The sequence below is a fragment of the Devosia sp. J20-27 genome (assembly GCF_055808595.1).
In genome coordinates this window covers 2,042,769-2,057,914 of the sequence record NZ_CM147875.1, presented here as the reverse complement: position 1 = coordinate 2,057,914, position 15,146 = coordinate 2,042,769, and the positions used below count along the sequence as shown (strand labels likewise).

At 66.3% G+C, this 15,146-nt stretch carries 11 protein-coding genes; 6 read left to right on the top strand and 5 right to left on the bottom strand.

Going from position 1 to position 15,146, the window contains the following annotated elements; all coding sequences use genetic code 11:
• The first annotated feature begins 23 nt into the window (after positions 1–23).
• The 3 genes from cdd (at position 24) to AC0L4C_RS10010 (ending at position 3,683) form a co-directional block, all read left to right on the top strand.
• A complete protein-coding gene (gene cdd, locus AC0L4C_RS10020) occupies positions 24–956 on the top strand; it encodes a cytidine deaminase (protein ID WP_473399392.1) in 933 nt (310 codons plus the stop codon).
• Positions 944–1,678, top strand: coding sequence for a creatininase family protein (locus tag AC0L4C_RS10015; protein ID WP_473399391.1), 735 nt, complete (start codon positions 944–946; stop codon positions 1,676–1,678). The genes cdd and AC0L4C_RS10015 overlap by 13 nt, the downstream gene beginning before the upstream one ends.
• 139 nt (positions 1,679–1,817) lie before the next feature.
• A complete protein-coding gene (locus AC0L4C_RS10010) occupies positions 1,818–3,683 on the top strand; it encodes an adenine deaminase (RefSeq protein ID WP_473399390.1) in 1,866 nt (621 codons plus the stop codon).
• Positions 3,684–3,737: 54 nt separating this feature from the next.
• Here AC0L4C_RS10010 and AC0L4C_RS10005 read toward each other — a convergent pair whose 3' ends face one another.
• The 4 genes from AC0L4C_RS10005 to bcsA are packed head-to-tail and all read right to left on the bottom strand — an operon-like array spanning position 3,738 to position 11,051.
• A complete protein-coding gene (locus tag AC0L4C_RS10005) occupies positions 3,738–5,507 on the bottom strand; it encodes a hypothetical protein (RefSeq protein WP_473399389.1) in 1,770 nt (589 codons plus the stop codon).
• The gene (locus AC0L4C_RS10000; protein WP_473399388.1) at positions 5,489–6,562 is read right to left on the bottom strand and encodes a family 8 glycosyl hydrolase; all 1,074 of its coding nucleotides are present in this window, start codon (positions 6,560–6,562) and stop codon (positions 5,489–5,491) included. The genes AC0L4C_RS10005 and AC0L4C_RS10000 overlap by 19 nt, the downstream gene beginning before the upstream one ends.
• Positions 6,559–8,823 carry a cellulose biosynthesis cyclic di-GMP-binding regulatory protein BcsB gene (locus tag AC0L4C_RS09995; RefSeq protein WP_473399387.1) on the bottom strand — a complete coding sequence of 755 codons (2,265 nt, stop codon included), beginning with the start codon at positions 8,821–8,823 and terminating at the stop codon, positions 6,559–6,561. The genes AC0L4C_RS10000 and AC0L4C_RS09995 overlap by 4 nt, the downstream gene beginning before the upstream one ends.
• On the bottom strand, positions 8,823–11,051 hold the full coding sequence (bcsA, locus tag AC0L4C_RS09990; protein WP_473403495.1) for a UDP-forming cellulose synthase catalytic subunit: 2,229 nt from the start codon (positions 11,049–11,051) through the stop codon (positions 8,823–8,825). The genes AC0L4C_RS09995 and bcsA overlap by 1 nt, the downstream gene beginning before the upstream one ends.
• 717 nt (positions 11,052–11,768) lie before the next feature.
• On the opposite strand from bcsA, the gene AC0L4C_RS09985 reads away from it, so the two are divergent.
• From AC0L4C_RS09985 to AC0L4C_RS09975, 3 genes are read left to right on the top strand one after another with little or no spacing between them, the layout of a single operon-like run.
• Positions 11,769–12,779: a LacI family DNA-binding transcriptional regulator gene (locus tag AC0L4C_RS09985; protein ID WP_473399386.1), complete on the top strand. Its 1,011-nt coding sequence runs from the start codon at positions 11,769–11,771 to the stop codon at positions 12,777–12,779.
• Positions 12,779–13,528 carry a glutamine amidotransferase gene (locus AC0L4C_RS09980; RefSeq protein ID WP_473399385.1) on the top strand — a complete coding sequence of 250 codons (750 nt, stop codon included), beginning with the start codon at positions 12,779–12,781 and terminating at the stop codon, positions 13,526–13,528. Before AC0L4C_RS09985 ends, AC0L4C_RS09980 begins: the two co-directional genes overlap by 1 nt.
• Positions 13,529–13,531: 3 nt before the next feature.
• Positions 13,532–14,113, top strand: a complete 582-nt coding sequence (locus tag AC0L4C_RS09975; RefSeq protein WP_473399384.1) for an AAA family ATPase — start codon at positions 13,532–13,534, stop codon at positions 14,111–14,113.
• Position 14,114: 1 nt separating this feature from the next.
• On the opposite strand, the gene rbsK is transcribed toward AC0L4C_RS09975, so the two are convergent.
• A complete protein-coding gene (rbsK, locus tag AC0L4C_RS09970) occupies positions 14,115–15,035 on the bottom strand; it encodes a ribokinase (RefSeq protein ID WP_473399383.1) in 921 nt (306 codons plus the stop codon).
• Positions 15,036–15,146: the final 111 nt, after the last annotated feature.

Genomic DNA, 15,146 nt, shown 5'->3' with positions numbered 1-15,146 from the left:
CGGGCCAATCCAGAGGGTCGAACTTGAGCCACAATCCCTTCACCGCCGACCCGGCCGTTGCCGCCAGGATGACGCGTCTCGCGCCACAGATCGGAGCCGAGCTGACCGCCAGTCTGCGCGACAGTCTGGGCAGTGGTCAGGAGGTTCTGCCCAACAGCGGTGGCGTGCTGCCGAAGCCTGACGTGGACCAGCTGATTGCACGCTTCGCCCTGACCGGGGTCGAGGAGCTGATGCTGCTGGCGCTGCCGGCGGCACAGCAGCTCGCCCGTCCGCCGATCAGTGACTTTCACGTCGGCTCCGTCGGGCTGGAAGCGGAAACCGGCAATCTTGTGCTCGGTGGCAATGTCGAATTTCCCGGCACGCATCTGGGCACCACGGTGCACGGCGAGGGCTTCGTCTTTACCCGGGCCTTTTCGCGCGGCACGACGATCCGCACCCTCGCCACGAGAGAGGCGCATCCCTGCGCCCACTGCCGGCAATATCTGAGCGAGTTCGCCGCAACGCGTGAGCTGACGCTGATCGATCCGCTCGGACATCGACTGACGATGGCAGAGCTCTACCCCTGGCCGTTCGACCCGGACTATCTCGGAGAGACCGGCGCCGTGCCCGGCAACACATTGTGGTCGCTGACCTGCGACGATCCGCTGCTGCGGGCCGCCGGCGAGCGGGCCCACACGCCCTACAGCAAGTGCCCGGGCGCTGTCGTCCTGACGCTGGCCGACGGCCGCCGTTTGAGCGGCAGCGCCATCGAGAGTGTCGCCTTCAACCCGACGATGGGACCGCTGCAGGCAGCGCTGATCGACCTGCTGGCGCATGGGCGCGACTATGACGAGATCGTCGCGGCGCGGCTGGGCACGGTACAAGGCGGCCCGGTGGACTATGAACGGAGCACGCGCGAGCTGCTGCAGGCCGTTGCCCCGCAGGTACAACTGGAGGTGATCCATTGGCAGGTCTGATCGACGCCAGTCGGGCCGCCTGGCCCGACATCGACGCAGCGCTCCAGCGGGGCCTGCTTGCCGTATTGCCGGCCGGCGCCATGGAGCAGCATGGGGCACACCTGCCGCTGACGACCGACACGATCCTCGCCACCGGCGTGGCGCGCGGCGTCGCCGAGGGGATTGGCGGACTGCTGCTGCCGGCCATTGCCTATGGCGATGCCTGGACCGCCGAAGGCTGGGCCGGCACGCTGTCTTTGTCACCCGAAACCCTGCGCGCCACGGTGACCGATATCGGTCGTGGTTTGCAGCGCATGGGCGTCAAAGGGCTGATCACCGTCAACGGCCATTTCGGCAATCGCGAACCGATTGCCCTCGCGGCCCGGACGCTGAGCGAGCTTGGCTTTCCGGTGCTGCATCTCGACTATCCCAAGCTCGAGAGCCTTGCTGCCGAGCTCTGCGACAGCGAACCGGCCGGGCCGGGATTCTATCATGCGGACGAGGTCGAGACGGCAATGATGCTGGCTCTGGCGCCCGAGAACGTGCGCATGGAAAAGGCGGCGCCGGAATACCCGGCCTTCCCCGCAACCTTCGGGCTGGAGCCGATGCGGCTCAGCGCCTTCAACCGCACCGGAGTCTTTGGTGACCCGCGCCCGGCGACGGCCGAAAAGGGCGAGCAACTGATTTCCGGCATTGTCGCCGAATGCGTGCGGCTGGTGGGTGTGTGGCAGGAGAAGCTTTGATGGACCTTTGGCTCTTGGCCCCCTCCCCAACCCTCCCCACCGACGGGGAGGGTGTCTGCCGGTGCGACTGGCGGGATCCCAATTCGAACTCGATAGTCACCTTCCCCCTTGTGGGCGAGGCTGGGAGGGGAGTCTCGCCATGAGCGACCTCCCCGCCGACCTGCTACTCGATGCCAGCGACGAAGTCGTCATCCGGCAGGATCTGACGCTGGTGGCACTGGGCAAGCGGCCGGCCGACTTTGCCCTGCGCGTCGGACGGCTGCTCGATGTGCATGGACGACGCTGGCACGAGGATCAGGAGATCGTCTTTCGCGGCCGGCGCGTCGCCTGGGTCGGACCGGCAGGTGCCTTTGCCGGCGAGGTAAGGGAACGGCGGCATGAGCCGGCGCTCAGCGCCGTGCCGGGTTTCGGCGAGGTGCACAAGCACATCGAAAGTTCGCACCTGACGCCCGAATACGAGGCGGCTTTGGTGCTGCCGCATGGCTGCACCTGGACCTGCGAGGCCAGCCACGAATTCTCCAATGTCGATGGGCCGCACAACCTGCAGTTCTGGCTGACGGCGCGGCTCGCCGGGTCGCCGGCCAAGATCTTTCCCCTGCCCGGCTCGGCCGTGCCGCCGACGGCCTATGAATGGGGCGGCGGCCATTTCGGCTATGACGAGCAGCGGCAGTTCCTCACCGAGTCGCTGCAGGTGGCGGGACTCGACGAGGTGATGGACTGGCCGGCGGTCTGGAACCCGGAGAACCCGTCCTACGAACGGCTCTGGGGCATGATCCGTGCCACCTTCGAGCAGCGCGGCGTTGTCGAGGGGCATGCAGCCGGCCTGCGGGGGGTTGCCGAAATCAACGCCTTTGCTGCAGCCGGCATGGCCTCGGATCACGAGGCGTGGACGCCCGACGAGGTGCGGGACAAGCTGCGGCGCGGCCTCTTTATGGAATTGCGGCCGCACTCGCTGCCCGACATCGTCAAGGCACTGCTCGAGGACGGCCTCGCGGACTGGTCGAACCTTGCGCTCTGCACCGATGACCGCTCGGCCAGCGACACGCTCAGGCTTGGCGCCACCGACGACAATGTGCGGCTCGCCATCGAGAGTGGCCTGGCGCCGGAGATCGCCATCCAGCTGGTCACCATCAACCCGGCGCGGCACATGCGCGTGTCGCCCTGGGTGGGATCGATCGCCCCGGGCCGCTATGCCGACCTGGTCCTGCTCGATGATGTCGAGACGCTCTCGATCGCGCAGGTCTGGGCCGACGGCAAGCAGGTGTCAGAGGGTGCCAGCTACATCGCTGCCATTCCGAAAATTGACTGGCCGGACTGGGCGACCAAAACCGTCAACATCGGGCGCCGGCTCGACGCCGCCGATTTCGCCATTGCCGCGGCGCCCGGTCGCGCCACCATGCAGGCGGCGCTGCTGCGGCCTTTCCACTGGGACGACAATTTCATCACCGCGGAATTGCCGGTGGCCGATGGCGAGGTGCAGCGCGACAGCAGCCGCAACATCACCAAGTTCGCCATTGTCGATCGCTTCTCGGGCGAAGGCAAAGTGGCAAAGATGTTCTGGCTCGGCACCGGACCGGCAACGCCCGACACGGCGCTCGCCGCCTCGCTCGGTCACGACAAGCACAATATCTGGGTGGTCGGATCCTCGGACGCCGCCATGGCGCAGGCGGTCAACGTGCTCACCGACCTGCAGGGCGGCTGGGCGCTGGTGCGCGAGGGCAAGGTGGTGGCGACGGTGCGTTACGAAGTGGGCGGGCTGATGAGCTGCCGGCCGGCCGCCGAACTCGATGCCGAGATGCAGGCACTCTATGCCGAGGGCGCAAAGATCGAGTGGATGTACGAGCCCACCTTCTCGCCGCGCTGGTGGCCCGGATTTCCCGAACGGCTGGCCTTTGCCACCCTGACCTGCGCGCCCTGGCGCTGGGTGCTGGTGGCCCCCTCGCCGCTGGCACCCGAGGGCTTCGTCAACGTCCAGACCGGCGCCACCCATCCGATCGTCTGGTAGGCAAAAAGGCGCCGCCCCGGAGGGCGACGCCTGTAGCTCCATTCAGCAAGGCTGCTACGAGCGGTTGCAGACGAACATCGCGAACAGCCCGTTGCCATTGCGGCTGGCGCACGAGGCGGCGACCGAGGACTTGGAGCGCACGCTGATCGAACGGCTCTTGCGGACCTTGGGCGTATAGACCTTGAAGTCGTCGAGCTCGGCATACTCGTCGCCATACTTGGCCTTGATCGACTTGAGGGTCTTGTAGTTCTTGAGCCGGCTGGCCACCACGGCCTGGCCGATGGCGCCGCCTTCGGTGACGTCCCACTCCATCGAGCGGTCGAACCAGATGCCGGCGCGCTTGACGTTTTCATCTTCGATATAGCGCCAGCCGACGGCCTGTGCCCCGAGGGCCGATTCCTCTTCCTGCACCAGCTTTTCGAACGACTTCAGCTCGCGGCGCGGGAATTCCAGCGAGGTCTCCGGGTCCGACAGGATTTCGGCGACCAGCTCGATATACTGCTGGGTCAGTTCCGGCGTGCGCTCCTTGACCTCGTCGGCCAGTTCCAGCGCCAGGCCGCTCTTGCCGGCAGCGCGCATGGCAAGGATCTGGCCCTCGATGAACTTGTCGTCGCGCGTGCTCTTGGTGCCGACCGCGAACCAGGCCTCGGCGGCATTCCATTCCTTCTGCGCATAATAGTACCAGGCGATCAGACCGACATCGCTGGCCTCGGGGTGGCTGCGCACATAGGTGACGAAGCGCTCCATCTCGTCGGGCGTGACCGGATCGGCGGCGAACCGATCGTTGACATTGGCAGCCAACCGACGACGCAGATCGTCAAAGCCGATGCTCATGAACTCCGAAGTGCCATCGGGCAGCGGGCGACCCAGCATGACGAGAGCATTCATGCCCACCGTCGGCAGGATGAGCGAAGCCTTCTGCACCGTGGAGATGCGGGCATTCTCGTCGTTGCAGTTGACCAGCACATATTTGTAGGTGTCGAAGGCGGTGGCAAAATCGGCCTTCCGGCCGAGCGCTTCGCCCAGTTCCCAGAGGGCATCGACCTGCTGGCAGACGAGCACGGAGCTGCGCTCGCGGGCGACGGCAATCACCTGGTCCCAGTTGCCCATGGTGTAGGCCAGCTTCATGGCGACGCGCGCTTCGGCGTCGTAGAGCTTGGTGGTGAGATCGGTGCTCGGCAGCCAGCCCGGGTTCTGCGCCTTGAGCTCCTCGATGCGCTGACGTTCCTCGGCGTAAAGACCCTGGGCGAAGAGATCCCAGAGCGGCTGCTCGTCGACCGTGGTCGGCACGACAAACAGGTCCGCCGGCGGCTCCCAGCTGGGATAGAGCGATTTGAGGCGGCGCGTTTCCGCCCCGACCCGCGCCATGTCACGCTGTCCCGCATAGTAGCGCAGTGCCGTGACATCGACGTCCTCGGTCAGGCTGGCCACCTGCACCGCGCCATTGCTGCCGATCACCGACTTGAGGGCGAAGGGCGTGGTCTCGACATCGGCCGCAACCGCTGCTGGTGCAGCCCTGCGGGCAAACGGATTGTCGATGACCGACGGCGAGGACACGGGTGCCGCCGCCAGCGCGAACGGGTTGCCGGCCGCCGATGGCGCCGCCGGCTGCGCCACTGTGGCGACTGCCGGGACCGGCAGCGGCAGGGCCGGCTGTACCGGCGCGGCCGCCGGCAGGCTGGGCACGATGCCGCCAGTGATCATGCCGTCAGGCATCAGTGCGCTGCCGTCTCCGGCATCGGCGATCATCAGTGGGAAACTTGAGGCCACAAGGGCGACAGCACTGATGAGCAACACGCGGTTCTTCATTTTGCGTCCAGACATTGTGGGTACCTTTCAACCATGGCGAGCAGGCTCAGCATGCTCAGGGTAGAGGGATAGTAGCGGACCATTTCCAGCATCCCGGCCGGGTCCTGCGACGGTGTGCGGCCCTGCGCGCAACTGACCAGAGCCTCGATGGCGCGGTAGCCGGCGTCGTGCATGTCCGAGACCGACTGCCCGCTGACGAGATCGATGACCGCCGGTTCCGGCGCGGTCCTCCAGAGATCCGTGAACGGCTCGTAGGCGGCGTCGCCGACCTTGCCGTACCAGGCGAGATAGAGCGGCACGCGTATGGCGTTATAGCCGTAGGTGCCCGGGTAGTTTTCGGCCTGGCGTGGCCCCTTGGCGGTGAGCACCGTCCAGTCGGCCGGCAGCCGGGCGGCGCCGAAACGGGCCTCGGCCGCCAGCTTCAGACCCGACTTGATCAGCTTGTCGGCCGGAAACTCCGGCGCAAACACCCGCAGCTCCTCGAGCGCCGGGTAGATCCAGTAGGAGAGGTTGACCACCGGGCCGTCCTCGGCCTCGTCATACCAGAAGCCTTCGACGCCCGGCAGCATGTAGGCCTGGCCGCGATAGGTCACCACGGCCTCGTGCGCGAGGTCGATCGCAATCCGCTTGGCGGCAGCGAAATAGGCCGGATCGGTCCACTGGCGGTAGGCGCGCAGCAGCGCCCAGGCGATCAGCAGGTCGCCATCGCTGGCATTGTTGGCATCGCCGACCTTGGGATCGCCGTAGGGGTCCCAGCGCCAGGACGACAGCGCATCGTCGCGAACCATGAGTTCGGCCTGCGTCCAGCCCCACATCCGATCAAAGCTCTGGCGATCATCGGCCGCCACCGCGAGCAGCATGCCGTAGCCCTGCCCCTCGGAGTGACTGACGTCACCGTTGCCGTTGTCGATCACCCGGCCGTCGGCAGCAACGAACTGCGCCCGGTAGTAGACCCATGCCCCGGCAAAGAGGTCGGCGGCCCGGCCATCCTGACTGGCGGCGAGGGCCGGCTGCGCCGATGGCAGCGTCATCGCCAGCGTCAGGGCCGTGGCTGCGAGAAGGCGTTTCACGAGCGCCTCCGGGTCCGGATCAGCAGCACGTGGGTCAGAACCCCGAGCAGCAGCGCCGAGAACAGCACCAGCAGCACGTAGATCGAGGGCGTGTTGGAGAGCCATCCGGCGGCGACCAGCCGCAGGTTGGTCAGCGACGAGTCGCTGCCCGGATAATACTGGACCTCGCGCGCCTTGACCGCCTGCAGCAGCTCGCCCGTGGACGCCAGCGCCACCGCCGATCCCTCCATGCGCGACCAGGTGTTGCCGACGAGGTTGGGCATGGCTTCGGCCAGCTGTGCGTCGCTGGCGGAGGTGATCACCGTGATGGGCGCGGCGCCGCTGTCGTTGAGCGTCTGCGCCACCATGATATCGGTGCCGATGACCGGCGCGGCGGCCACGAGACCATCGCTCCGCAGCACGTCGATGGAGAGGCCAGCCGACTTGCCGAGGCCGTAGAGCGAAGATTTCACATCCTCAAAGACCGTCGAGGCGCTGGCCGTCAGTGTCTCGACCGATGGCAGGGCTGCCGGCTGCTCGACCGGCTGCGCGGCGACGGTATTCGGCTGCCTGGGCATGAACTCGTAGGCCGGTGCGACCGCACTGGCCCCGAGATCGACCGGCAGGCGCTGCCGGACGTCCGGCGTCAGCTTGCCGGACGAACCGACCACCAGTTGCGGCGTCGTCGCATCGGCGCTCAGAGACGCGGCGAACCGTGCCGGCACCACGCGACCCGAGCCGAAGGCCAGCCGCGTCAGGAAGGTGGCGGCGGCGCCCATTTCGACGGCGCCCGCGCCGGGCGTGACGACGGCCAGCTCGGCCGCGGCATCGCGACCGGTGATCGAGCTGTCGAGGGCCCCGAGATCGGGGAAGCGGCCGACGCGCGCCAGCGTCGGCAGTTCGAGAACCGAACTGCTCGACAGCTGCAGGCGGCGGCCATTATTGGCCGTGGTCCCGGGCGCGCATTCGGCGTCCATGCGGGCCGGGAGAGTCGCATCGATGGCGATCTCGTTGACCCCGGGACGGAAAGCCGAGAGGGCGATCGGCAGGCGCCGGTCGCGGGCTTCGCCGCTGCGCGAGCCGCTCAGGTTGAGGGTCGAGACGATGCGGTTGTTGACCTTGAACTGCAGCGCCGCCCCGGGAGCCAGGCCCGACGAATAGAGCGCATCGAGATTGATCACGGCCTGGGCATAGTCGGCGGGATAGAAATCGGTCGGCAGCTTGAAGCGCACCGACTGGGTGAAGTTGCGGCCGCCGAAATCGCGGCCGTCCACACCGAGCTGGGCGAAGCTGAGCTTGCCATTGGCCGGCAGGGCGAGGCCCTTCAGTTGCGCCAGTGCGGCAAGACCCGAGGGCGAGCCGATGGCCGCCTGCTGCAGGCCGTCGGCCAGTTGCGAGAGGGCAGTCGAGAACTCGCTGTCCGTGCTGGCAACGAGCGCCACCACCAGTCGCCCGTCGGCGCGACGCCCGACATTGACGCCGGGCAGGCTCGGCATCTGCAGCTCCTGCGCCGCCAGGCGCCGGCTGAGATCGGACTGGCCGCCGATGAGCAGGTCGATGCCCGGGCCGCTGCCGGGAGTGCTGGAGAAGTCGACTGCCGGCCGGTCGATTGCAGCGCCGATGGCGAGGGTCTGGAAAGCCGAGAGCAGCCGGCTGGTGCCGGCGGTATCCGCCGCATCGACAATGCCGTGCAGCGGCGTGGTGCCGTTGAGGGTCCGGGCCGCGGCAAGCAGCGACGTGAAGTCCGGCGCTGCCGGGCTGCCGGCCTGGAAGACGAAACCGCTCTGCAACGGATCGATGCGCGTCCAGAGCTCGTAGGTGGCATCGACCGAGCAGTCGACGCGATGCGCCTGGTTGACGATCAGCGAAACGGCGTTGTAGCCCGGTTGCAGCAGACCCGATGGCACCGACCATTTGAGCGGATAGGCCTCGCCGGCCTTGAGCTCGGACGTGCCCACGATCTGGTCGTTGACGGCGACGGTCAGCCTGGACCATTCCGGCGCGACCGATACGGCCGACTGCACCGTCAGGTAGAGATCGGCGGCGCCGACCAGTTGCTCGGGCTCGGCCACGAACAGCACGGTCCGCCTGGCCGTCTCGCCCGAAAACAGCAGGCTCTGGCTATCTGCCGGCAGCGGCGCCATCTGGTTGGCGGTCGCATTCTCGACGGTGGTGATGCCGATCAGGGCGAGTGGTGACTCCTGGGCCCGCATCGGCGCCGTCAGGGCGAGGACACACAGGCCACCCAGAAGGGCCGCACGAAGACTGGAAATGGTACGCATTACGCTACATCCGCTCTGGTCTTGAGGGGGGTGGCGGCACGCCGCTTGCGCGGTTTTGCCGTCGCGATTTCGGCCACGACTTCTTCGTCCTTGTCACTGCTGGCCATCAGCAGGACGAAGAACTGGAACGGCGAGGTCAGGGCCCAGACAAGCAGGTCCCAGGTTGCCAGCAGCATGCCGCGGTTCTTGCGGCGCAGCTCGCGCTCTGCCCGCACCGGGCTCATGTCGGCCAGCATCAGGTCGGCCAGGATGGCGTAGTCCTCAGGCTGCAGCGTGAAGTCCACGCCGACCCGGTCACCGGTTTCGGAGACGTCCTGGAAGGTGACCGGCAGGGATTTGCCGGCAAGGCGATCGGCGGCATCGACAAGCTCCAGCACCGCCGCTTGCTGCCGATGCACCCGGGGCACGACGCCGTCGAGGAAGCGGATCGAGGCACCGGCCGTCGAGATGTTCTCGAGTTGGGCGGGATAGCGGTCCTTGCCGACGAGCACGTCGATGGCGGTCCGGCTGGGCAGGCGGTTGGCCGTCCGCTTTTCGGCCCGTTCGGTGACGATGCCGAGACCGGCGCCGGCGATCAGCAGGTTGACGAACTGCCAGACCCCGGCGACCGCCAGCAGGCCGCTGATTTCAGGCTCGGCCTGATAGCGATAGACGCACACCGCCATGCCGATCAGGCTGACCAGGAAGATGATGAAATAGGGCAGCGAGAGTTCCGAGACGCGGTCGCTGGACACATCGTCGCCCTTGGCCGTGACATTGAACTTCGAGCCACGCGGCGAGACGATCACCGAGGCGATGGCCGGCAGCAGGAACACCGACTGCGCATATTCATAGAGCTCGGAAATCCAGGGCCAGCGCAGCTTGCCGAACAGCGACCCGCGAATGATCTCGCTGGCGATCAGGTAGGTCAGCGCATAGGCGAAGAACTCTTCCATCGACGAGACGTAGATCTTGAGATTGAAGAGGATGAACAGCAGCGGCGCCACAAAGAAGCTGAGCCGGGCGAAGGGGAAGAGCCAGAACAGGCTGCTCGACAGATAGCCGATGCGCTGGGCAAACCCGAGACCGCGCTTGAGCAGCGGGTTCTTGAGCATGAGCAACTGCACCATGCCGCGGCACCAGCGGGCGCGCTGGCCGATCAGCGAGGCGAAGGTTTCCGGCTGCAGCCCGACCACCATGGGCGTGTCGACATAGATGCTGTTCCAGCCCTTGGCGTGCAGTTCCAGCGCCGTCTCGCAGTCCTCGGTGACGGTGATGCCGGCAAAGCCGCCGGCCTCCTCGAGCGCCTTGCGGCGCAGCACGGCCGCCGAGCCGCAGAAGAACGCAGCGTTCCAGCGATCCAGACCATTCTGGATGCGGCCGTAGAACATCTCGTTTTCGGACGGCATGTTCCCGAAGGTCCCGAGGTTGCGCTCGACCGGGTCGGGATTGACGAAGAAATGCGGTGTCTGCACGAGGAACAGCCGCGGATCCTGGGCGAAATAGCCCACCGTCTCGGTGAGGAAGTGCCGCTCCGGGGCGTGGTCGGCGTCGAACACCACAACCAGATCGCCCCGCGTCACCGAGAGGCCGCCATTGAGGTTGCCGGCCTTGGCATGCACGTTGCGCTCGCGGGCATGATAGTCGACGCCCAGCTTCTTGCAGAGCGCCTTGAGTTCGGCAGCACGGCGCTGCGCCGCAGCGGCCACGGCGCGATCGGCAGAGTGCAGCTTCTCGGCGGTCGCGCCATCGTCAAGCAAGGTGACGGTCAGCTTGCCGGCCGGATAATCCATTGCCTTGGCCGCCGACAGGGTCAGCGCCAGGATGTCGCTGGACTTGTTGTAGCTGGGCACCAGCACGTCGACATGCGGAGCCTCTTCGGAGGTGAACTTCGGAGCGGCGCCGCGCTTTTTCGGGTCAGCATTGACGAACAGACTGACCCCCAGCATGGCGATACTGTACATCTCGGCGGCGTACAGCAGGATGCCGGGCACGAATGACCAGAGGTCGCTGACGGGCGGCAGTGTGCTGGTCGTTCGCCAGTAGGCGTAGCGCAACACCACAACAGACCCCAGTGCCAGGAAGATGTGCCGGAACTTGCCGTCGATGCGCACAATGCGCATGAACAACAATACCGCAATAATTGAGCCGGACAGTGCTACCTGACTTGCTAGGCCGCCGGGCTGACCGACAAGCACAATTTCAAGAACGGCTACCAATAGCCACAAAGACAATAGAATCGCCGGCATCATCACACCTCAACAACTTGCACGACCTGCAATATCCGGCCGTATCATCGATTGAGGCGCAAACAGTTGTCAGACGCAAGCCCCGGCGCTTACTGGAAATTCATAACTGGTTAAGATCAATGTATTTGTACTTTATGTGACAAACGAGATCACACCCGGATTTCACACCACTGTCGCAGATGAATATTTAGCGACAACGCCTAAAACATGAGCAGATGCCCCGTCCCGGGGGTCGGCAAGAGATCTGCCGATGACCCTCGTGCGGGGTGATTCGTTTTTGATTCTCAACTGCTTGATGGCGTGGCGGAACCGAGCTGCGGGACCGAGGCGCAGTTTCTGAGCAGGACAGCGAATTGGAGCAGTTCCTGTGCGGACTGCCTAGCAGACGCGCTTGGGGCGGACGGACCGCCATGGTGAAGGTCGCAGAGACATGCGCCAGACGCATATCTCAAACATGGCTCGCGCATAGCGGAATTGAAAGAAAATTAACGAATCCGGGTGTTGTCGGCCGCCGGTCTGCTCCTGAAGCTATGCGCGCGACCGCCCAGGCAGGTCGAGCGCAATAGCCGGAGATGCATTTTGCACAGCCAAAATGGACACCTGCCAGCGACGGACCGCGCCCGCGGCACGGGCTACGGATTACGCAACCGCTTTACGAAACCGCTTTACTGAATTGCAGCCCTGACGCTAGACTGTATTCGTCAGGGGAGAGGCAGGATGGCGACAATACATGATGTGGCGCTCGACGCCAAAGTGTCACCGACGACGGTGTCCCGCTACATCAACCGCCGCATTGAACTGCCGGCCGCCACCGCGGCCCGGATCGACGCCGCCATCGCCAAACTGGAGTACCGCCCCAACCTGCTGGCGCGCCGGCTGTCCACCGGCAAGACCGAGGCCATCGGCCTGGTCGCCCCCGAAATCCGGGAGCCGTTCTTTGCCGAGCTCGCCTCGGTCGTGGAAGACGAGGCCGACCGGCACGGCTACGCCATCTTCATGTCCTCGACCCGGTCCGACCGGCAGCGCGAGATCGCCGCGCTCAACCGCCTGCACGACCGGCATGTCGACGGGCTGATCATGATGACCAACACCCCCGATGACGGCACGCTGGCCGCGCTGATCGGCAAGCGGAAGAACGTGGTGCTGCTCGACGAGGACATTCCCGACGTCGTCGTGCCACGGGTCTTCATCGAGAACGAGATCGGCGCCTACACGGCAACCCGCCACCTGATCGAGGCCGGGCACGAATACATCGCCTATATCGGGGGACCTGCCGGGCTCCATACCGTGGAGCAGCGGCGGGCCGGTTTCCAGCGCGCCATGCGCGAGGCCGGGCTGACGGTGCGCAAGCCGCTGCTGGCCGGCGGCAGCTTCTCATCCGATTTCGCGCGCCAGGCGACACTGGATTTTCTCAAGGCGCGAACCCCGCCGACCGCCATTATCGGATCGAGCGACTACATCACCATCGGCGTGATGCAGGGGCTCAAGCAGGCGGGCATATCGGTGCCCCGCCAGATGTCGGTCGTCGCCTTCGACGACATGCCGCTGACCGAACTGTTCAACCCGCCCCTCACCGCCATCCGCCAGCCCATCGACGCTCTGGGGCGGGCCGGATTCCAGGCCCTGTTCTCGCTGCTCACCGGCGAGCCGGCGCCGATGCTGACCATTCTGCCCGTGCAACTGATTGAACGTGAATCCGTGGCGCCGCCGCGCAAAGGAGACTTGTGATGACCAAACGCGTACTGATCGCCGGCGAGTCCTGGACGACCCATTCGATCCACCAGAAGGGTTTCGACAGCTTCACCACCACCGAATACAACGAGGGCGTACGCTGGCTGCGCGATGCCCTCGAGGCCAATGGCTGGACGGTGGATTTCCAGCCCTCGCACATCGCCTCGCGCGACTTTCCGCAGACGCCCGAAGAGCTGGCGAAATATGACTGCGTCATGCTCTCGGACATCGGCGCCAATACGCTGCTGCTGCACCCCGATACCTTCGTGCGCTCGGTGTCGATGCCCAACCGGCTGGAGTCGCTGCGCGACTATGTGCTGGCCGGCGGCGGCCTGGTGATGATCGGCGGCTACATGACGTTTCAGGGCATTGACGGCAAGGCCAAGTATGCCGGCAGTCCGGTGGAGGACGTGCTGCCGGTGACCATGCAGCGCGCCGACGATCGAATCGAGGCGCCGCAGGGGCTGGTGCCGAAGGTCGCCGACGCGACGCATCCGATCGTCGCCGGGCTGGCCGCCAGCTGGCCGGCACTGCTCGGCCTCAACGAAGTTGCCATCAAGCCCGATGCGACCCTGGTGGCCACTGCAGGCGAACAGGTGCTGATAGCCGCCGGCAGTTTCGGCAAGGGCCGCTCGGTGGCCTTCACCTCCGACTGCGGTCCGCACTGGGCGCCGCCGACATTCTGCGACTGGGACGGCTACCCCACACTCTGGCACCAGCTCGCCAGCTGGGCCGCGGGAGCCTGAGCGATGGTCAAGGTCAAGCAGGCACCCGACCCCTGGCAGCGGACGACCACCGAGAACGGCTTTCCCGCCGACGAGGTGATCTCGGCGCTGCAGAAATGCATCCGGCGCGGCATGCTGGACAATGCGCTGCTGCTCGCCTGGGAGATGTACATCACCAGCCCCGAGATGGAGGAGATGCTGTGGTCGCGGCTTTGCGTGATCTCGGTGGAGGACGTGGGCGCCGGCAACCTTTCGGCCCCGGTCCTGATCGAAACCCTGTTCCAGATGCACAAGCGCTATCCGCGGCCAACGCATGACCGGTTCCTGTTTGCCGTGCACGCCGTGCGGGTGATGGCTGCCGGCCTCAAGGACCGGACCAGCGACGACATGGCCAACTGGGCCAAGCAGTCGGTGACGCTGGGCGAGCAACTGCCGGAGATCCCGGAATTTGCCATCGACATGCATACCGGACGCGGCGAGGCGATGGGGCGCGACTACCGCTTTTTCATGGAGGAGGCCTCAAGGGTTATCCCGGAGATCCCCGACAAGGAGCAGAAATACCGCGACTGGATCATCGCGGCGCTCGATGCAGGCAAGCTGACCTAGGCTATCGCCTGAGCAGCGCCTCGACCTCTTCGCGCATCGGCATGGACGGGGCGGTACCCGGCCGGGTCACCGAAATGCCGGCAAGCGCCGCGGCAAAGCGTGCGGCGTCCTCGGGGCTATCGCCGCGCGCCAGGGCCGCCGCAAAACCGCCGTTGAAGGCATCCCCCGCACCGGCGGTCTCCACCACCGCGCCGGCATCAACGGCCGGGATATGGAGCGACTGCTGGCGTGTGTGCAGCAGCGCACCGGCCTCGCCCAGCGTGATCAGCGCCGTGCCCACCCCCTTGCCGAGAAAGACGTCCCCGGCCCGCCGGGCATCGTCCAGCGTCGCGACGCCGACGCCGGTGAGCAGCGACGCCTCGGACTCGTTGGGCGTGACATAGTCGCAGAACCGATAGATGGCATCGGGGACCGGTTCGGCCGGTGCCGGATTGAAGATCGTGGTGACCCCCGCCGCACGGGCGATCTCGAGACCACGCAGCGCCGCGTCGACGGGTTGCTCGAGCTGGGTGACGAACACCGACGCATTGCGGATGGCATCGGCCGCGGTGTCGATGTCGGCCGGGGTGATGGCCGCTGCCGCTCCGGGCACCACGATGATGGCGTTCTCGCCGCTGCTGTCGTTGACATAGATGAAGGCGGCACCGGTGGGCCGTTCGGCATCATGCTCGACCCGGGCGACGATCCCCTCGCGCTCCCAGGTCGCCAGCGCCACACGGCCGAAATCGTCGCGACCGATGCGGGAGATGAAGACCACCCCGGCACCGGCACGCGCTGCGGCCACCGCCTGGTTCGACCCCTTGCCACCCGGCCCCATCTTGAAGCCACTGCCGCTGATCGTCTCGCCGACGGCGGGCATGCGCCCGGCGCGAAACGCCAGATCGGCAACGAAAATCCCGAGGATGGCAACGCCCTGCCCCATGAACCGGCCTCCCCCGCCGCTGGTCTTGTTGTTACGCCGATGCTGCACGGCGCGCTCGCGCCGCGCAAGCGGCTTTGGAACCAACGGTATCGACCGCTGGTTGCACGCCCG

What these genes read in the sequence shown, in the direction of transcription:
- AC0L4C_RS10010 (WP_473399390.1), top strand. Translation starts at nt 1,818, where the DNA reads ATGAGCGACCTCCCCGCCGACCTGCTACTCGATGCCAGCGACGAAGTC.
- AC0L4C_RS10005 (WP_473399389.1), bottom strand. Translation starts at nt 5,507, where the DNA reads ATGTCTGGACGCAAAATGAAGAACCGCGTGTTGCTCATCAGTGCTGTC.
- AC0L4C_RS09995 (WP_473399387.1), bottom strand. Translation starts at nt 8,823, where the DNA reads ATGCGTACCATTTCCAGTCTTCGTGCGGCCCTTCTGGGTGGCCTGTGT.
- bcsA (WP_473403495.1), bottom strand. Translation starts at nt 11,051, where the DNA reads ATGCCGGCGATTCTATTGTCTTTGTGGCTATTGGTAGCCGTTCTTGAA.
- AC0L4C_RS09985 (WP_473399386.1), top strand. Translation starts at nt 11,769, where the DNA reads ATGGCGACAATACATGATGTGGCGCTCGACGCCAAAGTGTCACCGACG.
- AC0L4C_RS09980 (WP_473399385.1), top strand. Translation starts at nt 12,779, where the DNA reads ATGACCAAACGCGTACTGATCGCCGGCGAGTCCTGGACGACCCATTCG.
- AC0L4C_RS09975 (WP_473399384.1), top strand. Translation starts at nt 13,532, where the DNA reads ATGGTCAAGGTCAAGCAGGCACCCGACCCCTGGCAGCGGACGACCACC.
- rbsK (WP_473399383.1), bottom strand. Translation starts at nt 15,035, where the DNA reads ATGGGGCAGGGCGTTGCCATCCTCGGGATTTTCGTTGCCGATCTGGCG.